Source organism: Bacillus sp. MM2020_4, assembly GCF_011250555.1.
Classification (GTDB): domain Bacteria; phylum Bacillota; class Bacilli; order Bacillales; family Cytobacillaceae; genus Neobacillus.
This window is the reverse complement of the sequence record NZ_JAANMZ010000005.1, coordinates 105,293-123,434: the sequence shown is the minus strand read 5'-3', so window position 1 is coordinate 123,434 and position 18,142 is coordinate 105,293. Positions and strand designations below refer to the sequence as shown.

General features: G+C 38.8%; 26 protein-coding genes. 9 read left to right on the top strand and 17 right to left on the bottom strand.

Annotation, left to right across the window (positions count from 1 at the left end; all coding sequences use genetic code 11):
• Positions 1 to 39: 39 nt before the first annotated feature.
• The 4 genes from G6554_RS06550 to G6554_RS06535 form a co-directional block, all read right to left on the bottom strand.
• On the bottom strand, positions 40 to 819 hold the full coding sequence (locus G6554_RS06550) for an ABC transporter permease subunit (protein ID WP_166239963.1): 780 nt from the start codon (positions 817 to 819) through the stop codon (positions 40 to 42).
• Entirely contained in the window at positions 816 to 1,724 is a 909-nt protein-coding gene (locus tag G6554_RS06545; protein WP_166239961.1) for an ABC transporter ATP-binding protein, read from the bottom strand. Before G6554_RS06545 ends, G6554_RS06550 begins: the two co-directional genes overlap by 4 nt.
• On the bottom strand, positions 1,724 to 1,921 hold the full coding sequence (locus tag G6554_RS06540; protein ID WP_166239959.1) for a PLD nuclease N-terminal domain-containing protein: 198 nt from the start codon (positions 1,919 to 1,921) through the stop codon (positions 1,724 to 1,726). Before G6554_RS06540 ends, G6554_RS06545 begins: the two co-directional genes overlap by 1 nt.
• 104 nt (positions 1,922 to 2,025) lie before the next feature.
• Positions 2,026 to 2,349: a DUF4870 domain-containing protein gene (locus tag G6554_RS06535; RefSeq protein WP_207342930.1), complete on the bottom strand. Its 324-nt coding sequence runs from the start codon at positions 2,347 to 2,349 to the stop codon at positions 2,026 to 2,028.
• Positions 2,350 to 2,537: 188 nt separating this feature from the next.
• Between G6554_RS06535 and G6554_RS06530 the strand changes: the two genes are divergently transcribed.
• Both G6554_RS06530 and G6554_RS06525 read left to right on the top strand, forming a co-directional pair.
• Positions 2,538 to 3,665, top strand: coding sequence for an amidohydrolase (locus G6554_RS06530; protein WP_166239957.1), 1,128 nt, complete (start codon positions 2,538 to 2,540; stop codon positions 3,663 to 3,665).
• A gap of 308 nt (positions 3,666 to 3,973) precedes the next feature.
• The gene (locus G6554_RS06525) at positions 3,974 to 4,534 is read left to right on the top strand and encodes a GNAT family N-acetyltransferase (RefSeq protein ID WP_166239955.1); all 561 of its coding nucleotides are present in this window, start codon (positions 3,974 to 3,976) and stop codon (positions 4,532 to 4,534) included.
• A 122-nt stretch (positions 4,535 to 4,656) separates the two neighbouring features.
• On the opposite strand, the gene G6554_RS06520 is transcribed toward G6554_RS06525, so the two are convergent.
• Positions 4,657 to 4,815 (bottom strand): hypothetical protein, encoded by a 159-nt coding sequence (locus G6554_RS06520; protein WP_166239953.1) that lies wholly within the window; start codon positions 4,813 to 4,815, stop codon positions 4,657 to 4,659.
• An 87-nt stretch (positions 4,816 to 4,902) separates the two neighbouring features.
• Positions 4,903 to 5,670, bottom strand: a complete 768-nt coding sequence (locus G6554_RS06515) for an SDR family oxidoreductase (RefSeq protein WP_166239951.1) — start codon at positions 5,668 to 5,670, stop codon at positions 4,903 to 4,905.
• A gap of 373 nt (positions 5,671 to 6,043) precedes the next feature.
• Here G6554_RS06515 and G6554_RS06510 point away from each other — a divergent pair, with 373 nt between their 5' ends.
• The 5 genes from G6554_RS06510 to G6554_RS06490 all read left to right on the top strand — a co-directional run bounded on the left by G6554_RS06510 (position 6,044) and on the right by G6554_RS06490 (position 7,992).
• Entirely contained in the window at positions 6,044 to 6,295 is a 252-nt protein-coding gene (locus tag G6554_RS06510) for a spore germination protein (protein ID WP_166239949.1), read from the top strand.
• Between the two features lie 7 nt (positions 6,296 to 6,302).
• The gene (locus G6554_RS06505) at positions 6,303 to 6,545 is read left to right on the top strand and encodes a spore germination protein (RefSeq protein WP_166239947.1); all 243 of its coding nucleotides are present in this window, start codon (positions 6,303 to 6,305) and stop codon (positions 6,543 to 6,545) included.
• Positions 6,546 to 6,565: 20 nt separating this feature from the next.
• Complete coding sequence (locus G6554_RS06500) at positions 6,566 to 7,042, top strand: Hsp20/alpha crystallin family protein (RefSeq protein ID WP_166239945.1); 477 nt, start codon at positions 6,566 to 6,568, stop codon at positions 7,040 to 7,042.
• A 74-nt stretch (positions 7,043 to 7,116) separates the two neighbouring features.
• The gene (locus tag G6554_RS06495) at positions 7,117 to 7,596 is read left to right on the top strand and encodes an Hsp20/alpha crystallin family protein (protein ID WP_166239943.1); all 480 of its coding nucleotides are present in this window, start codon (positions 7,117 to 7,119) and stop codon (positions 7,594 to 7,596) included.
• Between the two features lie 9 nt (positions 7,597 to 7,605).
• Positions 7,606 to 7,992: a hypothetical protein gene (locus G6554_RS06490; RefSeq protein WP_166239941.1), complete on the top strand. Its 387-nt coding sequence runs from the start codon at positions 7,606 to 7,608 to the stop codon at positions 7,990 to 7,992.
• Between the two features lie 73 nt (positions 7,993 to 8,065).
• Here G6554_RS06490 and G6554_RS06485 read toward each other — a convergent pair whose 3' ends face one another.
• Both G6554_RS06485 and G6554_RS06480 read right to left on the bottom strand, forming a co-directional pair.
• Positions 8,066 to 8,530 (bottom strand): FixH family protein, encoded by a 465-nt coding sequence (locus G6554_RS06485; protein WP_166239939.1) that lies wholly within the window; start codon positions 8,528 to 8,530, stop codon positions 8,066 to 8,068.
• 12 nt (positions 8,531 to 8,542) lie between these two features.
• On the bottom strand, positions 8,543 to 8,821 hold the full coding sequence (locus G6554_RS06480; protein WP_166239937.1) for a hypothetical protein: 279 nt from the start codon (positions 8,819 to 8,821) through the stop codon (positions 8,543 to 8,545).
• A 95-nt stretch (positions 8,822 to 8,916) separates the two neighbouring features.
• Between G6554_RS06480 and G6554_RS06475 the strand changes: the two genes are divergently transcribed.
• Positions 8,917 to 9,159, top strand: a complete 243-nt coding sequence (locus G6554_RS06475) for a DNA alkylation repair protein (protein WP_166239935.1) — start codon at positions 8,917 to 8,919, stop codon at positions 9,157 to 9,159.
• A 41-nt stretch (positions 9,160 to 9,200) separates the two neighbouring features.
• Here G6554_RS06475 and G6554_RS06470 read toward each other — a convergent pair whose 3' ends face one another.
• The 5 genes from G6554_RS06470 to deoD all read right to left on the bottom strand — a co-directional run bounded on the left by G6554_RS06470 (position 9,201) and on the right by deoD (position 15,845).
• Complete coding sequence (locus G6554_RS06470) at positions 9,201 to 10,022, bottom strand: hypothetical protein (RefSeq protein WP_166239933.1); 822 nt, start codon at positions 10,020 to 10,022, stop codon at positions 9,201 to 9,203.
• A 69-nt stretch (positions 10,023 to 10,091) separates the two neighbouring features.
• Entirely contained in the window at positions 10,092 to 11,000 is a 909-nt protein-coding gene (locus G6554_RS06465) for a CobW family GTP-binding protein (RefSeq protein ID WP_166239931.1), read from the bottom strand.
• 67 nt (positions 11,001 to 11,067) lie between these two features.
• Positions 11,068 to 12,534 (bottom strand): lmo1851 family serine protease, encoded by a 1,467-nt coding sequence (locus tag G6554_RS06460; RefSeq protein WP_166240090.1) that lies wholly within the window; start codon positions 12,532 to 12,534, stop codon positions 11,068 to 11,070.
• Between the two features lie 278 nt (positions 12,535 to 12,812).
• The gene (locus tag G6554_RS06455) at positions 12,813 to 15,008 is read right to left on the bottom strand and encodes a heavy metal translocating P-type ATPase (RefSeq protein WP_166239929.1); all 2,196 of its coding nucleotides are present in this window, start codon (positions 15,006 to 15,008) and stop codon (positions 12,813 to 12,815) included.
• A gap of 132 nt (positions 15,009 to 15,140) precedes the next feature.
• Complete coding sequence (deoD, locus tag G6554_RS06450) at positions 15,141 to 15,845, bottom strand: purine-nucleoside phosphorylase (protein ID WP_166239927.1); 705 nt, start codon at positions 15,843 to 15,845, stop codon at positions 15,141 to 15,143.
• Positions 15,846 to 15,998: 153 nt separating this feature from the next.
• Between deoD and G6554_RS25960 the strand changes: the two genes are divergently transcribed.
• Entirely contained in the window at positions 15,999 to 16,127 is a 129-nt protein-coding gene (locus tag G6554_RS25960; RefSeq protein WP_278187228.1) for a hypothetical protein, read from the top strand.
• A 47-nt stretch (positions 16,128 to 16,174) separates the two neighbouring features.
• Here G6554_RS25960 and G6554_RS06445 read toward each other — a convergent pair whose 3' ends face one another.
• The 4 genes from G6554_RS06445 to G6554_RS06430 form a co-directional block, all read right to left on the bottom strand.
• Entirely contained in the window at positions 16,175 to 16,486 is a 312-nt protein-coding gene (locus tag G6554_RS06445) for a hypothetical protein (RefSeq protein WP_166239925.1), read from the bottom strand.
• Between the two features lie 154 nt (positions 16,487 to 16,640).
• Positions 16,641 to 17,438 (bottom strand): serine/threonine protein kinase, encoded by a 798-nt coding sequence (locus G6554_RS06440; protein ID WP_166239923.1) that lies wholly within the window; start codon positions 17,436 to 17,438, stop codon positions 16,641 to 16,643.
• A gap of 13 nt (positions 17,439 to 17,451) precedes the next feature.
• Positions 17,452 to 17,631: a hypothetical protein gene (locus G6554_RS06435; protein WP_166239921.1), complete on the bottom strand. Its 180-nt coding sequence runs from the start codon at positions 17,629 to 17,631 to the stop codon at positions 17,452 to 17,454.
• Positions 17,632 to 17,832: 201 nt separating this feature from the next.
• Complete coding sequence (locus G6554_RS06430) at positions 17,833 to 18,003, bottom strand: YozD family protein (protein ID WP_166239919.1); 171 nt, start codon at positions 18,001 to 18,003, stop codon at positions 17,833 to 17,835.
• Positions 18,004 to 18,142: the final 139 nt, after the last annotated feature.

The window sequence follows — 18,142 nt, the reverse complement described above, 5'->3', positions numbered from 1 at the left end:
AAGATACCCTTAATCATTTCGCAAAGCGAAAGGTCTTCCTTATGAGGCTAACTCCTTTTTCTTGAAAATAAATACACTGAATGATAGCAATAGTAGAATGACACCTGCCGCTATTAAACTAGCTGGTAAGGTACCGTCTGGAATACCGCTATTTACCAGTATTTCATTCGCATAGGCGGTTAACTGCGCAGGGCTCCATTCAAACACATTGGAAAGGGAGCTGCTTACTAAACTTAATACAATGACAACTGCTAATGAACAAAATCCTGCCATCCCCGGTGCCAAGAGTGATGCACTAAAAAACAGTGTGATCGTTACTATCACTGAAAACCATAGCCCGTAAAAAAAATACGACTGGAAAAAGTCCGCTGCTGGAATCCAATCAAATAAAATACCTGTGTAGTACCATGTTGAAAGGGATCCGATTAGGAAAGAAAACCAGAGTAATAAAAGACTTCCCACCCATTTTGCCGTGACATAAGAACCATAGGATACAGGTTTTACAAGAATCATCGCAGCCACACCGCTTTTCCTTTCTGCAGCAATAATTCCCATTGTGGAAAGGACAATGATTAGCACCCCTAGGGTAGTATATTGTCCAAGTCCTTGAGCTAACACTTCACCGGCGGATGGCGTGGGAATCTTTATCACCGCACCTTCAGGCAAATTACCAACCGAATCCAGAATTTGCGGCAAGTAATACGATGAAATTGGCTGTTGTACACCAATTAAAATAAAGGTGATTGGCACCCAAATCCATTTGAAATTTCTCCACATTTCAACCATCTCTTTTTGCAACAATGTCATCCACTGGCTCATTTTCCCACCACCTTCATAAACACATCTTCGAGGGTCATACTACTAATCTCAAATTTCTCAAGCGGCAGGTTTTGCTCTGAAATCCACTTAAGGAATGACTGCCTTGCTAAAGCGATATCCTTAACTAAAATACTAAGGCGATTTCCATCCTTCATTAAGGAATTGGTTAGTTCATGGGTTGAGAAGAACGGAATAAACGCATCCGGTTTTCCCCTAAAGTACAAATCAATTTTAGCCTGCTGATGCCGTTCCCGTAGATCAATCATGGACCCCGATTCAACGATTTCACCATTATGTAGGAACAGAATTTCATCACAAACCTCTTCGGCGTCACTTAAAATATGAGTCGAAAATAAAATGGTTGTTTCCTTCTTTAACCCTTCAAGTAGATCCAACACTTCTCTTCTGCCAATCGGATCCAAAGCCGATACTGGTTCATCAAGCATAATTAGTTGCGGACGATGAATCAATGCTTGTGCAATCCCAAGCCTTTGCTTCATCCCACCGGAATATTTAGCCACTTTACGATTTTTCGCTTCCATAATCCCAACAAGATCCAACAACTCCAAAGATCTATCCTTTGCTTCCTTGGCGTTTAATCCCGCTAATTTGCCAACATAGGATAAAAATTCAAGTCCCGACATCCATTCGTAGAATACAGGAAATTGGGGAAGGTAACCAATTAATTCACGGATATCTTCCCCTTTTCTGGCATTGGTAAAGATAATCCTTCCACTCGTCGGATTCATGAGTCCTGAGAGCATTCTAAGAATGGTAGTTTTGCCAGCACCATTTGGACCTAATAAAGCAATACATTTCCCTTTATCTAAGGTGAAATTAAGTCCTTTAATGACTGCCATCCCTTGAAAACTCTTTTTTAATTCTTTAATTTGAATAAGGGACATCAGTGACTTCTCCTTCCAATCACAAAATAAAGGATAGGTCCAATAATATTAATGAATAAAATAATAAGTGCCCATAACCACTTTGGTCCATTAGTTTTCTCTATTTTGACAAGATCAATAATGGCAACAATTAATAATATAAGCTGGATAATGAGAATGGGCGCAATAATAGGTATATAACTTGCTAAAGAATCCATTTCTAAATTCCCCCTTGGTTTGTTTTTACATTCATATGACGTACGAAGGAGAAAAACGTTCAAAAACCCGGCAAATAATTTTTGCCGGGTTCAAATGTGTTTTTTTATTTTATGATCCTAAAAATCCACGGAAATTGATATTCTTTACCCTCGTAAGCTTTAACGGCTGCCATTAGGCTAAAAATTAGTGCTGCAATCCCAAGTGCCCACAATAGAAAAATTCCAATAATAACGATGGTTAAGATACCCGCTACCACTGAATAGATGAGATAAGAAATAAAGAAGTTAAAATATTCCTTTCCATGATAATCAATAAACGAGGACTCTTCCTTTTTTAATAACCAAATAATTAGCGGCGCAATAATGGGGAAAAATATACTTAACACATAAATACCGGCGGCCAGCAACCTATCTTCACTCTTCACCATTTTCATTTCCTCCAGTGGAAAAAAATTTCCTTACCCTATTATTTACGCAGTGTCCCTATAAAGGTTTCATACTATCCAATAAATTCAGCAAAATAATTAATTATGACCAGATTTTCCGCTAGTCCCTTAGGCACAACCGTTGCAAAATTAGATAAAATATTATTAACAACATACAGAAAGGTTTTATTATGACAAATATTCTTTTAAAAAATGCCTATCTTTTTCCGGTTACATCCGGACCGATGAAAAATGCTGATGTGCTAATTGAAGATGACAAAATAAAAAAAATAGGAAGAAATCTTTCCACGGATTTAACCGTTAAAATCATCGATTGTGGGGGATTGTTCCTTTTTCCAGGCTTTATCGATGTTCACACCCATTTAGGACTTTATGATGAAGGGACCGGTTGGGCTGGAAATGATGCCAACGAAACAGCAGAAGCCCTCACCCCCCATATTCGAGCTATTGATGGTGTTTATCCATTGGATCCAGCCTTCACTGATGCGGTAAAAAGCGGAATCACCACTGTTCACGTTATGCCAGGCAGTGCCAACGTAATCGGTGGAACGACCTCCGTTATTAAAACAACTGGAAAAAATATCAAAAAGATGATTATCCAAGAGGTGGCTGGATTAAAAATTGCCTTAGGTGAAAATCCAAAAAGAATCCATAGTAGCGGTAATAGTAATTCGATTACCAGAATGGGTATTATGGGAATGCTTAGAGAGGCCTTCTATCAAGCTATCCATGCTAATAATCCCGAGCAACTTAGAATTATGCCGATAATAATGGCCTTGAGAAGAGAAATCCCAGTTAGAATTCATGCCCACCGTGCCGATGATATCATTTCTGCTCTTAGATTCGCAGCAGAATTTAATCTTGACCTACGGATTGAACATTGCACCGAAGGGCATTTAATTTCCAGTGAGTTAGCCGGAATGGACTTGAAGGTTTCCGTTGGACCTACCCTGACCAGAAGATCCAAAGTCGAATTAAAAAATAAGACATGGAAAACCTATCAGGAATTGACAAATCACGGTGTCGAAGTGTCGATTACAACAGATCATCCTTATACACCGATTCAATACCTAAATATTTGTGCCGGGATTGCTGTCAGGGAAGGATTAACGGAGCAAAAAGCCTTAGAAGGAATCACGATTCTTCCAGCAAGAAACCTAAGAATTGACCAAAAGGTTGGAAGTATCGAAGAAGGAAAAGATGCAGATTTAGTGCTTTGGAGCCATCATCCTTTCCATTATTTAGCTAAGCCAAAATGGACGATGATTAACGGCGAAATCGTCTATATGGAAGCGTAGAAATTTGCTAAAATTTGGTAAAAAATATTATCGAAAAATCAACAAAAAACCTATTTATTTTTTTCGTTTTTTCTTGTATCATACTCTAGATGAAACTGTTTTAGACCTGAAAAAACTTGGGGGTTTAACAACATAATTTATTAACAAAAAAATGAAATAGGGAAGGCAATTGGTGCGCCACCAGTTTTTACTGGTTCTAGTGGGTTCGATTCCCACCCCGAAATTTTTTTACGTAACTTTATAAAAAATTTCGAGGGTGGGCCGCTTCTTTAGACATGGGATCGGTATGCCCTAATGGAGGGATATTCATGCTGAAGAAACGTGATCTTCATGACAGCCACACATTGTACGAATTAATGACACACCCTGATGTCTTCCCTTTTGTACGTCAGAAAGCTGATTCTTATGAAGAATTCATATTTATTACAAAACAAACCATTGAAGCGGAAGAGCGCGGTGAACTAATTTCACGGACAATTCTTGATGAATGGGGTACTCCAATCGGTACGATTAATTTGTATGATATTGAAGACAACGCCGGTTTTTTAGGAACATGGCTGGGGAAATCATATCATGGAAAAGGCTATAACAGCCCTGCAAAAGATGCCTTTTTTCAGGAGTTATTTTACGAAACGGGGATTGAAACAGTTTTTATGCGGATTCGAAAAGTAAATATTCGCTCCATTAAAGCTGCGGAAAAACTTCCATATGTTGTGAAAGCCAATGAGACAAGAAAATCAATCTATGAGCAATTGAATGCAAATGGTGAGATCTACGATTTATATGAAATCCCAAAGGATTTATACACTTTCCATTTGCTACGGAATGGCTCACCGCAAACAGATTCTTCGCAATTATTAGAAGCATAGAAAAGCCGAAGAGCGCTGGTGCTAGACGTATCTCAAGGCTGAAACGTATTCATTTCGGAAGTATTAAAAAGCAATCGGCTTTTGCCGATTGCTTTTATATATATTTTAGAAGATAATTCCAGCTATTCCAATACATTTTGTTCAATTGTTTCATTTACATCACTAAGACCCATTTGGAGCAAAAAATCGTCCAGTTCCTCATTTGTTAATGTTTCAAAGCGGCCATCATGAAAAAAAACTTGGGTTTGGTTAGGATTGATCCTGTTCATGTTAAAACTCATATCTTTGCTCCTTTCCTAGATGATTATTTCTATTATCCACAAAAGGAACAGATTTCATTCCTGAATATCGAATAGTTTGAAAAGTGATTAAAGCGATATTCTTACTCCCTTTCCGAGCACATCCACTCCTCCAGTGACAGGAATAATACTCCCTGTAATAAAATCGGATTTTTCGTCCGCAAGAAAAGCAATGACTCGTGCAATGTCTTCTCCTGTCCCCTGCCTCTTTCCGGCGTTTTTCCCGATCGACTCACCAATATCTTTTTCCTTCCACTCATTGGTTATATCACCGGGACACACCATGTTTGCCGTTATCCCATTCTCCGCTTCTTCCATAGCAATGGTTCGTGTTAGTGAAGCGAGACCGGTTTTCGCTGCTGCAAAGGCTGATCGGTAGATCCATCCTGGTGCCGTTTCAACCCGGTCATACCCAAGTGTAATAATTCTGCCCCAATTTTGGCTTCGCATAACAGGAATGATTTGTTTTGACAAATGGAAAACGGCTGATAAATTTCCTTGAATTAAATAGTTCCATTCTTCAAACGTATAGTCTGTTAAACGTTTCCTTTCGTGTATGTAGGGACCGGCATTATGAACCAAAACATCCACGGTTGGATACGAGGAGAGGGTCTGATTCACAATCCGAATACAATCTTCCTTGTTAGCCACATCGCCCTGAACAGTGCCATTTTTTGTACCAAAGCATTCATTTAATTCCTTAGCTAACAAAACCGCTTCTTCTTCGCTATTTCGATAGTTAATCATCAGCTGATATCCATTTTCCGCAAGTTTTATTGCGGTTTTTCTGCCTATACCTGAAGCTCCTCCTGTAATCAAGGCCGTTTTCTTGTTCACAAATTATTACCTCTCTACTTTTAAATTCGTCTCTTTACTATATGTTAAAAAGAAATGTTTATATATGCAAATTTTAAATAAAGCGTATGAAAAGAAAAATGCTCAAAAGTAGTTATCGGAAGTTTTAATAACGGATGGGCAAGAGCATGCATAGAATGGGGTAATCAATAAAAAAAGCGCAAGCGCCCTGGTCAGCGGCGTATGGCCTGGAGCGCTCCAACTGAGATAAAGGAAACACGGTGAACGTAGTGAACCGATGTTGACTTATCGTAGGGCGGAGAGCGAAGGCGTCTCGCCGCTAGGGCGCTGGAGCTGGACATTTCTCAAAGTCGAATGATATAAATTCTGATAATATAAAAAAGGATGTGACAGGATGCAGACTGTAATCAATATCTTTAGCCTTAAAATTAACAGTGTCTCTAACAACGGGTCTGTCAACATCGGTGAAGCCCTTCATAATGCTCATACGGCTAATTCAAAATCCCAAGGTGAAAATGCATCTTATGGTGATTTTGCACCCCCTACTGCTGCCATGGAAAACGTCTTTATTGATCCGGATGTCAACGATATGGGCGATATCGCAAACCCATCAAACGTATATACCAATCCGATTTTAAAGGAATGAAAATGAAATGCCTTATCAAATTAACATTTTTAACATAAAAGCGAACGGCGTAAATAATAATGCCAATATTGATTTCGGGCAAGTCATTCAAAACAGTCACACCGCCAATCAAAAGTGGGTTGGAACGAACATGGCATTTGGTGATTTATCACCTACTGGAGCGGTTTCTGTCAATGGATTTGGAGATCCTGATGTCAGTGACCAGGCCCAAATTGCTAACCCGGCGATCCCGATTTCAAATCAATTTTAGGTCAGAAAGGATGATTAATTATGTTCCCTTGGAATATGTTTCCTTTTAATAAGGATATGAAGGATAGTATGCAAAAAATGAAGCCTGAAGAAATTGATAAATATGTTCAGGATATAATTGGCAAAGTTATGCCCGGAAACATGAGAGGAATGATGAATCCACAGGAAATGTTTAGCGGTTTCCAATCCTCAGTATCCCAGACACAGCCGGCAACAGGCGTGTTAAATTCGACCGCTTTCGAAACGCATGATTTTGTATTCGTTAGAATTCCAATAAAAGAGGAAGAATGGATCAAACAAATCCGTATTTATCATACATCGAACCAACTAATCGTGGAACATATCCCGAAGCAAGAAGATAAAAATATTATTACCCTGCCTGCTATTGTTAAAAAGAAAGGTGCCACAGCAAACTTTAAAGATGGGATGCTTGAAGTCAAAATCCCTAAAAATGTGGATATGCAGTTTTCACAAATTGACGTGACAGAAATTATGTAAACGTCATTTTTTTTGCATGTTTCTCCTCCTTGAAAATATGATGAAAATAGGGATTCACATAAGGGGTGGATTTAATGGAAATAGATAAACTGAAAAAATGGCTTGACGTAGCCCAGCAATTTAAATCGGATCAATTTTGGAATCAAATTTTTGATGAAAAGATAAATAGTACTACTTCAGGAAATCAATTCTCCCAAAATCCCCTAAATACTGTTAGAGAACTTTTCCCAAAATGTGATTTATATGAATCGGATCAAGAACTTGTGGTGGAAGCGGAAATTCCCGGATTGACAAAGGAAGATTTGCACATCACCATTCAACAGCAGCTTTTGACCATTGCCGGCGAATTTAAATCCTTAAACCAGAATCAAAAATATTATCTTAAAGAACGCGTCAATCGACAGTTTAAAAAAGAATTAACCCTTCCCTATCCGATTTTAATGAATAAAGTAAAATCAGAAATTCGCCATGGCGTCTTATATATCGTTATGCCCTTTTATCGAGACGATTTGGAAAATATCCCAATCGCGTTCGATCAAACCAATTCCGAATAGAGGGTTTCTATGCGATTTTTCTTTCGCTTTTTCACTTCAAGTAAAACATTAACGAAGAAAATATCGGATTTGGAGAGGAAAGTTTCTGATTTAGAAGCCAACATGAATGAGGTAAAAGCGGAAACAAAGACTGTCCCAAACAACCTTTCAGAAGCACAAACAAAGGAAAGCTCTCCCACAATTCAAATTGAGCATCTCCAGGTTGATAAAATCGTAATTGAACATTTGGATTATGCTAATAACTTTGGTCAATTAGGGATAAAAGAATTATCAGGAAAATTAAATATTGGTTCCACTTACGAGGGAGATATTTCTGATATCATCAATGAAAAAGTCAAAGAAAAACTTGGTAAAGAAGCGGCAAAGGTGAATTTCAGAGCAAAAAAAGAGCCCTAAAAAGGAAAGACAGCCGCTGCGGCTGTCTTTTTATGTAGCCATTTTAATGTCCCTCGGTTGATTGTTCATGGCCCTAATCCTGTTGATCATCCATCTTCATATCATCCATTGACCCTTGTGCTTTAGGGTCTTCAGGATCGCTCGGTGTCCCAACAATAAATTCCTTCTTCGGCATATTATGCATATCTCTTGCCGTTACATGGGAAATAAAATAATACGTTCCTTCTTGCGCAAATGATTTCTCAAGACGGTATACCCCATTTTCGGCATGTTTTATTTCCACCTTTTCGTGGTGTTCATCTTTTGCCCGCCAAATCTCAAAGACCACTGCATCAGCATCATTTACGTTTTCCTTTCCCTGCGTAACCTTCGCTTCAAAGGTAATAGGTTTATTTAATTCTCCCTTCTCCGGATTAATGGACAAGTCCACATCTATCATTTCAGGTGGTTTTACCGCATTTTCTTTTTGTTGCTGACTGCAGGAAACAGCAATGCTCAAAAAAAGAACGGTTATAAAAATGGACAAAAGCTTCTTCATCGTCATTCTCCCCTAACTAATTTCTTCCATCACTTCAATATGCATTTCAATTAATTTTCCCTTCGAATCAAGAGAGATCTGTGATGCCATAACCCTCTTTACTGCTGAATAATATTTTTCATATTTGTCTTTTCGGATTCTAGGATGGGAGTTTTCATCTAACAATTCCCGTTTGATTGCCTCGATTAATGTCTCTTCACTTGTTTGATCCCTTGTTGATAATGACCTATTGTTCCATATCGAGCGGTATTCTTCTAATAAAAATTGATAATTCTCTTTTTCCTTTTCCAAACAAATCCCCCCTTTACTCTACATTAGCATTGTTACATATTTCCTGTCATTATTGCAAAAAATAGAGGTTAACCATACCACGAAAGGAGAAACCTATGTCCACTCCATACAAATGCCCGAATTGCAAAACGAATCGCAGCCGGTTTAATATCATTCAGCAAGTATCACAATCTGTTAAGCTTGACCCCGTATCAGGTGTCGTTGTTAGGGGGTATGGTGAAAATGAATTAGAACCCTTTCATCTTCCCTACAACGGACCGGATTATCGGATACAATGCGGTGCCTGCGGCTTAATCGAAGATGAACGGACCTTTATCAAATTTGGTGAGCAGGGATAATTACGCAAAAAACACCTTTAATCAAAGGTGTTTTTTGCGTATTATGGCAGATGGTTTTCTTTTAAAAAATCCTCCGAATCAACTTTCCAAGGGTCAGTAGGTGAAAACCTAACCAAATGGATATCCCCGCTAAATGTTTGCCTGCCCCTATCTTCTATGTACCAGTCAACCACTGCAGGAACATCCAAACTAATTTCTTCTTTTAAATCTTCTGGGGGCAAAAGCTCTAATCGCGATAGTCTTACATTTTCAACCTTCTGTAAAATGGGCTTCCATCTTACTTTTTGCAAAGAAGCTTGAGAGGTAATCCGGACATCCTGCTGCTTAAACCCGGCTACATAGGCATTAATCACCTCGTATGGGTTTGCCTTTCCAAGATAATCATCTAATTTACCTGAAGCCTTCAGAACCATGAGCATATGGGATAGATCCATGGAATTGGTACGGTGCGTTGTACTCCCATAGAAATGAATGCAAAAATGACCGGGAAAATTATTTTGCAGTGCGCCTCCACCATGTGGCATCCCATGCATGGATGCGGCAATCCAATTTTCTTTGTGAATGACAATAATGGCACGGCGTTTCCAGCTCCACTTTCCGCTGTATATCTTTTTCATCATTTTCGTATCTTTTGCTGTTAACGGTTGTACATCAGCATGATGACTTCCTGCTCGTCTCTGGACCTTGAATCGTTTCCCTGTTTCTACATCCATAACCGTGAATTTGGTGTATTTTGGTACTAGTTGATTCACTTCATTCCAGTTCAGCATTTCTATTTTATAACTAATATCTGCTTTAGCCTGAACTCCTTGCCCATAAAGGAGGAAATGAATGAATACGATGAAACTAGCTGCCCTTTTCATTTAAGACCCCCTTTTAATGTTTTTCGCTACATTAAAAGAGTTACCTGAAGGGGAAATGTTCATTCATTCCTAGCTATTTTTTTCGAGGTTGGCAAGTTGTTCCTGAATACCATTCCAATCGATATTTTCGCCAATAAAGACAAGATTTAACGGTAAATTCATCTCTTCCTTTAAATATAGCGGCATTCCATATGAAAATTGAAATAAAAACGGATGCTCTGCATAATCAAATTTTATATATCCTTTAATTCGATAGATGGTATTAGGAAGCTCTCTTAAAAATTCCTCAAACATATTATGATTGATTGCCTTCTTAAATTGATACACAAAGGTTGTTAAATTCAAATCAATCTTTTGTGATTCTTTTTCAAAAGATACAGATAGATTTCTAAGCTGTCTAATCGAAACCTGTGAAAAATTCGTCAACAGGCATCTTGCTTTTGGATTTATTCCTTGGATTTCAAAGGTAATATGTGCCTGATCCATTTCCATTAAATCATCCATGTTATTAATGATGATAAAGTCGGCATGTCGAACCTGCTCAAGGATCAATTGCTGCAGCTGAGGGCTTAATATTTTTCGCTCTTTCCATCTTGTACCATCCACTGTTGTAATAATACCTTTTATGATTAGCTTATCGGCAAACAAAGGGGATAGGATCGCATCTAACACTTCTACGGGATGAGCAGCTCCAGTTGTTTCAATATAAATAACATCTGGCTGCTCATCTAGTAATAAACCTTGTAGCTGTGCTTCAAGCTTGTCCTGGATCGAGCAGCAAATACAGCCGCCTAAAAGCTCTTTTAGTGCAACATCATCATTGACAGCATCAGAGTCAATCGAGACCTTCCCCAATTCATTCATCATGACTGCTACCCTTCTACCGGCATCTCGTTCGTCCTCAAGCAATCGTTTTAACAGTGTCGTTTTTCCGCTTCCTAAAAATCCTGACAAAATATATACTTCCGCTTTTTTCATCTTTTTCCCTTCAATCTTTGATAATTAAAAAAAGTTGACCCGACTCCTAATGGAATCGGGTTATCAATTATTTCATTCTTCCTTTTAATACTTCTACAGCCTTTTGTAGTTGGGTGTCGCTTGTTTTAATTTTTTCCCGTAAAAGATCCATTAGCTTCATCGTGGAATCACCTTTTAACACACCATCAGCAGCAAGGCCTTGCGCGGTTTGGAAGGCGATGACAGCTTCTTTTGTTTTTTCATCAAAGAATCCATCCTCACGTCCAGGGTCATATCCGACAGCTTTCAACATCTTCTGAGCTGTTTGAACTTCTGTAGATGAAGTGGATAGGGCTAGCTCTTTATCCGGATTAATAATCGGTAATGACGCGAAATCTGGAAGGGCTACCTCAAAATCAGGCACGATTCCCTTTTTATGAATCCAATTCCCATTTGGTGTTAGCCATTTTGCAATTGTATATTTGAGGTTGGAGCCGTCTTTGAAATCAGCTGCGGTTTGCACCGTACCTTTTCCAAATGACTTCTCACCAACAAGTGGTACACCGGCAGATTCCTTTACAGCCGCAGCAAAAATTTCTGATGCGCTGGCACTCCCCTTATCAATTAGTACTACTAACGGAAGCTCTGGGCTTCCTTCATTCTGTGAAGCGATCTCCTTCACTTTTCCATTTCGGTCTTGTTCTTTAACAATAACTTTTCCATTTGGTACGAACATGCTTGTTATACTTACGGCTTGGTCTAATAGCCCACCAGGATTTTGACGTAAGTCTAAGACAACACCCTTCATACCCTTTTTCTGTAAATCATTTAGGGCTGTTACAAGTTCTTTTGTTGTATTGGTTGAAAAGCTTGTTATTTGAACTTTCGCAATCGAATCATCTACCATTTCCCCATAAACCGTTTCAATTGGAATAGTATCACGGACAATCGGCACTGTCATTGGGGCATCTGTTCCAGGTCGTTGAATAGTTAATTCGACCTTTGTTCCTTTTTTCCCTCTTATTAACGTAACAGCTTGGGTTGAATTCATCCCCTGAATGCTTTTTCCATTTACCGTTACGACCACATCATTCGGTTTTAATCCGGCTTTTTCAGCAGGTGAGCCTTTAATCGGAGAGACAATTATAATATGTCCTTCCTTTTCTTGAATTTCGGCACCGATTCCTTCAAAAGAAGAAGAAATACTACTGTGGAAGCTTTTCGCTTCTTCATTGCTCATATAGTCGGAATATGGATCATCAAGTGACGTAACCATTCCATCAATCGCCCCATTAATTAGCTTTTGCTGGTTCACATCCTTGTAGTATCCATTTTTCAAAGTATCAAATGCTTCATAAAGTTTATTAAATTCCGATCTTTGCGGTGCGACCGTAACAACCTTGTCCTTTCCAAATGCCAAGGCAAAGGTGGTAATCCCTGCCGATAGAAAAACGAGCAAAAATAGCAGCATGATAAATGGAAACTTTTTCATTCTTATGTACCCGGATTTGTTATCTGTCATCTGCTCTTGCTCTACTTTACCTTCTTCAATCATCTTTTGTTCCTCATTATTTTCGTTCAAATCCTTCACCACTTTCATTCACCATCAAAATATGAACTGGACATGTACCGTAACAGCCTGAATGTTTTCATATTTTTTAAGAAGCTATTTTCAAATACTTTAATTTGTAAACCCTTAGTGATTAGAATAACATCTTTTTTATAAAATTAACAAAGAAAAGTTAATGAAAATAATGAGAATTGATGTAAAAACCCTTTTCAATGATAAAAGGTACCTCTCAAAAGAGAAGTACCCGTACGTTTTACGGTAAATCATTTAAGTTTTACACGCTTTAATCGAAGTGAGTTTGTAACAACGGATACGGAACTAAAAGCCATGGCTGCACCTGCCACCCATGGAGCCAATAATCCAAGGGCAGCAATAGGAATTCCTGCAGAATTGTAAATAAGCGCCCAGAAAAGGTTTTGGCGGATATTTTGCATGGTTTTTTTACTTAGTGTGATCGCCTTTGGAATTAGCGTCAATTCACTACCAAGAATGGTAATATCAGCCGCTTCAATAGCCACATCTGTTCCGGTGCCCATGGCAATACCAATATCTGCTACCGCGAGTGCCGGTGCATCATTAATTCCATCCCCGATCATCGCCACTTTCAACCCTTTGCGTTGGAGTTGTTTCACTTGATTGGCCTTTTCCTCCGGGAGGACTTCCGCAATTACATGATTAATTCCTACCTGCGCTGCGATTGCTTTTGCCGTACGTTCATTATCGCCGGTAAGCATGTAAACGTCGATATTCAATTCCATTAATTGCTGCACCGCAAGCTTCGCCAGTTCTTTAACCGTATCAGCAACAGCCACAATACCCATGATGGTAGAATTGATGGCAATGTACATAGCCGTTTTCCCTTCGGTTTCAAAGCGAATCAGGTCCTCTTCAAACCGCTTATAGGAAATTCCTTTTAACTTCATCAACTTCCTTGTCCCAACAACTATTTCATCATTACCTATTTTTGCTTCAATCCCGTAACCTGGAATAGCCTGGAATCTTTTTACCGGAAGGGTACTCGATCTTTTTTCCAACCCATACGTTACAATCGCTTCAGCAAGGGGGTGTTCCGATGATTTTTCAGCTGAAACTAAATATTGAAGAACTTTCTTTTTTTCCTGATAAGCAATAAAATCAGTAACGACTGGTTGTCCTTTTGTAATCGTTCCAGTTTTATCAAAAACAACAGCATTGAGTCTATGAGCCGTTTCTAAATACTCTCCGCCTTTAAAAAGGATGCCCTTTTCCGCCCCTTTTCCAGTACCAACCATAATCGATGTTGGTGTTGCAAGTCCTAAAGAACACGGGCAGGCAATTACAAGGACCGCAATCGCCGTTTCTAAAGCTGCAGGGAAATCTCCTGGTTTAACAAAAAAATACCAAACCAAGAAAATCAATAATGATATGCCGACAACGACGGGGACAAAAAAACCAGAAATGGTATCCGCGAGCCGTTGAATGGGTGCTTTGCTCCCCTGAGCTTCCTCGACAATCTTGATAATTCCGGCGAGTGCCGTGTCCTTCCCAACCTTTGTTGCTTTCATTGTCAAGGTTCCATTTTTATTCATCGTAGAACCAATTACCCGATCACCCACCGATTTTTCCACTGGGATGGACTCACCGGTAATCATCGACTCATCGACTGACGATTGTCCTAAAAGGATTTCGCCATCCACTGGGATTTTTTCACCTGGCTTCACAAGTAACCAGTCCCCTGCCACCACATCTTCAATTTGGATTAGCCGTTCCTTTCCATCATGAATGACCGTTGCCTCCTTTACTTGAAGGTTTAACAGTTCAGAAATAGCCCTTGTGGTTCTTCCTTTAGCCATAGTTTCAAATAATTTTCCTAAAAGGATTAAGGTAATGAGAACAGCACTTGTTTCAAAATAAAGATGCGGCATGTAATATGGATTTCCAATTGTTTTGATTCCCTCTGCAAGGCTATAGAAATAAGCGGCTGAAGTTCCTAATGCGACAAGAACATCCATATTCGCACTTTTATTTTTAAGGGCTTTATAGGCGCCTATGTAAAACGGGCCGCCAATATAAAACTGCACAGGGGTAGCTAAGAGCAATTGAAACCATGGGTTCATGAAAAAATGAGGCATTGGTAAACCGCTATCAAAAGGGAGATGCGTAAGCATTGTGTACAAAAGCGGGAGAGACAAAAGGACGGAGAGGTAAAATTTCCTCCATTTTGCCTTTATCTCTTCCTCCTTTAATTGCTGTCTCGCTTCCCTTTCCACTTTCTCTTTGGCACCGTATCCAAGCTTTTCGATTCTTGCTACTACATCCCTACTGGAAACGAGGTCATGATCATAGGAAATGGTCGCACTTTCCATGGCCAAATTCACATTTGCTTCGACGCCGTCCATTTTATTGAGTACCTTTTCAATTCTTGCTGAACATGCCGCACACGTCATCCCCGAAATATCCAATTTGAGCTGTTCCTTCATTTTTCTCACCTCTTAATGCTTTGCCCACGTATCATGTAATCGTCTTTAATAATTCTCCACGTAATCCCGAAGTTCCTTTCATTTTCAAAAAAGAAAAACCCCTTCCGTGTTGGAAGAGGCTTGATAGTGAGATTATTCCTTTATAGACGCTTCTAATGCGACTTCAATCATATCGTTAAAGGTTAATTGCCGTTCTTCAGCGGTAGTTTCCTCACCCGTTAAAATGTGATCACTAACGGTTAAGACGGAAAGGGCTTTTCGGCCAAATTTCGCCGCTAATGTATAAAGGGCGGTTGTTTCCATTTCAATCGCAAGAATTTGATATTTAGCCCATTTTTCAAGTTCTGCATTATCGTTATAGAAAGAATCGGCAGTAAAAATATTACCTACTTTTAAATTAAGCCCTTTAGCTACCCCTGCATCATAGGCCTTTCTGAGTAAATCAAAGTTGGCAGACGGGGCGAAATCTACATGTCCAAAAGTTAACCGGTTCATGTTAGAATCTGTTGAGCTAGTCATCGCCAAAATCACATCGCGGACTTTTACATCCTTTTGAATAGCCCCGCAAGTACCAACACGGATTAAATTCTGAACCTGATAGCTTTGCATTAACTCATTCACATAAATAGAGATAGAAGGAACACCCATTCCTGTCCCCTGAACAGAAATTCTTTTTCCTTTATAGGTTCCGGTATAGCCGAACATATTTCGAACCTCGTTATAACATGTCGCATCCTCTAAAAAAGTCTCTGCAATATATTTAGCTCGAAGTGGATCTCCGGGAAGTAATACCGTCTCCGCAATTTCATTTTCTCCTGCACCAATATGTACACTCATAAATAAGCCTCCAGTCAATAGTAGTACGAAAATTAGTCTGTACCATAGACAATATAACATATTCGATTTTCAATGAAAATCGTTACACAGAATGGACATGTTTTTTCATAATTGAGGGAAGCTATTTCTAGACGTAAAAAGGAGGGATTATCGATGGGTAAAAAACACCGTGCTCGGATAAATGGACAAAAGAAAAATAATCACACCCCCGCCGAAGCTATTGAGGCAGAACACAATGCACATGCAAAAGAGCTTAATGCAAGCGGCGGACGTAAGAGCTAAAACTTAAACTAAACCTAAGGGACCCCTTAGGTTTAGTTTAAGTTTGGCTAGCGAATAATGATTCGATTTATCGGAAACCAGCCGCCGGGTTTTAATTGATAATAATATTGCCCGCCGCGGCCTTCGTCAATAAAGATAATGTCACCGGTCGCAAGGAACCGTCCTTCATAATTTGTCGGAATTCTATCTGTCACATTAAAAATGCTAAAGGTTTCTTGTAAACAATGTTCACGGTTGGTTGCGGGAATAGTGACACGATAAACCTCTTTATACCCTTTTCGCTCGCGAAACTTTGGAGTTTGAAAGATCGTCACATCAAATTGACTACATGCTCGTTTTGTTAACATTTTGATCATCATATACCTCCAATTAATTAGAATTTATTGTCTATTCTAATAATTAGCTGTAGGTAATGTCGAATCCTCCATAGAAACTTAATTATTTTTGTCGAATTCATATTTTTTCTATTTTTGTTGCAAATACCTTGTTGAAAAATGACATCAGTTACTCCACCTAAAAAACAAATAATTTATGAAGTGCAGCTCTAATTTGGGAACAGGAATCATAGGATGGTTCAATCTGTAAGAGCCTTCTAATAATGTGTTTAACCTCATTCGAAATATCCAATTCTTCCTCCCAGCTCATTTCCTGTTGATTTTCTTTAATGGAAAAGTTGGAATAAAGGAGAAACAATAAAAAATGACCAAGTCCATAAAAATCTGCTTGGAAGTTAATCTCCTTCCGCAAATCAAAACCGCTCACCGCTGTTCCAGATTGTTTCTGTTCAAGATGCTTTCCGAGTCCTAAGTCAATCAGTCTAATCCGTTTTCCATCGTGTAGGACATTAGGAATACGGATATCCCTATGGATGATATTATGAGCATGCAAATATTCAATGGATTGCAGCAAATCATCAGCGATCCTACATGCTTCTGTTTCTGAAACTTTCATTCCTTCTGAAAAAATAAGCTGTTCAAAGTTCTTGCCATCAATAAATTCCATCGTATAAAAGGGGATATTTTTATAGATCCCATCCTCAAAATACTTTGGAAATCCCGGATGATCAATCGATAGTAACAGTTCTTTTTCCTGCTCAAAGCCACTTCGTCCAGACCGAGTTAACCGCTTATGAAGCCTTAATGCTTTTAACACCTTTTTCTGTTGATTAAAGAGGTCTATAACTAAATAACTATGTCCATAGCTCCCGGCACCAAGATGCCCAACCACTTTATATCGATTAGAGACAATTTCACCAAGAGGAATTGGCCTTTCCAATAAGGTAGACAGATAGAATACATATCTTTTTAGCATCTTGCCCGCCTTTTTAACTGCTAAAGAAACTGGACATAAAACTGCCGCTTTTATGCTTCTTTTTATAATGATGATGCCCGAGGTGGCTATGTTTATGATGCTTCATCTTCTTCCATGCATCGCTTGAAGAGCCGTATTTATGTTGATGACTAAGTTTGTTTTTGATAATGGATTTGAGAATTTTTTTGAACATCCGCTATCCCCCCTTAGGTTCGTATTCATATATACGAGGAAAATAACGGAAGGTTTCGCAGTTTTTTAAATAAAATAATTCTACTTTCCTATGTACCATTCAACAGCAGGCACAAGAAAAAGCGAGCAACAAATGCTCGTCTTTCGTCCTCATCTATTATGAATGGAAGAGATTCTTTCTCTCCGCAAAATTTTTTCGTTATTATTCCTCCGTCTCTTCGTCAATAATGCTCTTTTCAATTAAATATTCAAATGTGATGTCTGCAAGTTCTTCCAATTCTTCTTCGCTAGGAACGTATCCCCTTTTTACAAGCTCATGAAAGAAAAATTCGGCAATTTCCTCAGTATCAATGAATACTTCAATTTCTCTCATAGCATCGCCCCCTTTTTAGAGAATGTATGATGTACATGGCCTTTTCATGCTATTTACTTTGATTTCCATTTGCCACTTGGTTTAACCCCTACATATCCACATCAGGGGAATAATATAAATAAAAAAGAAACATGTCTTA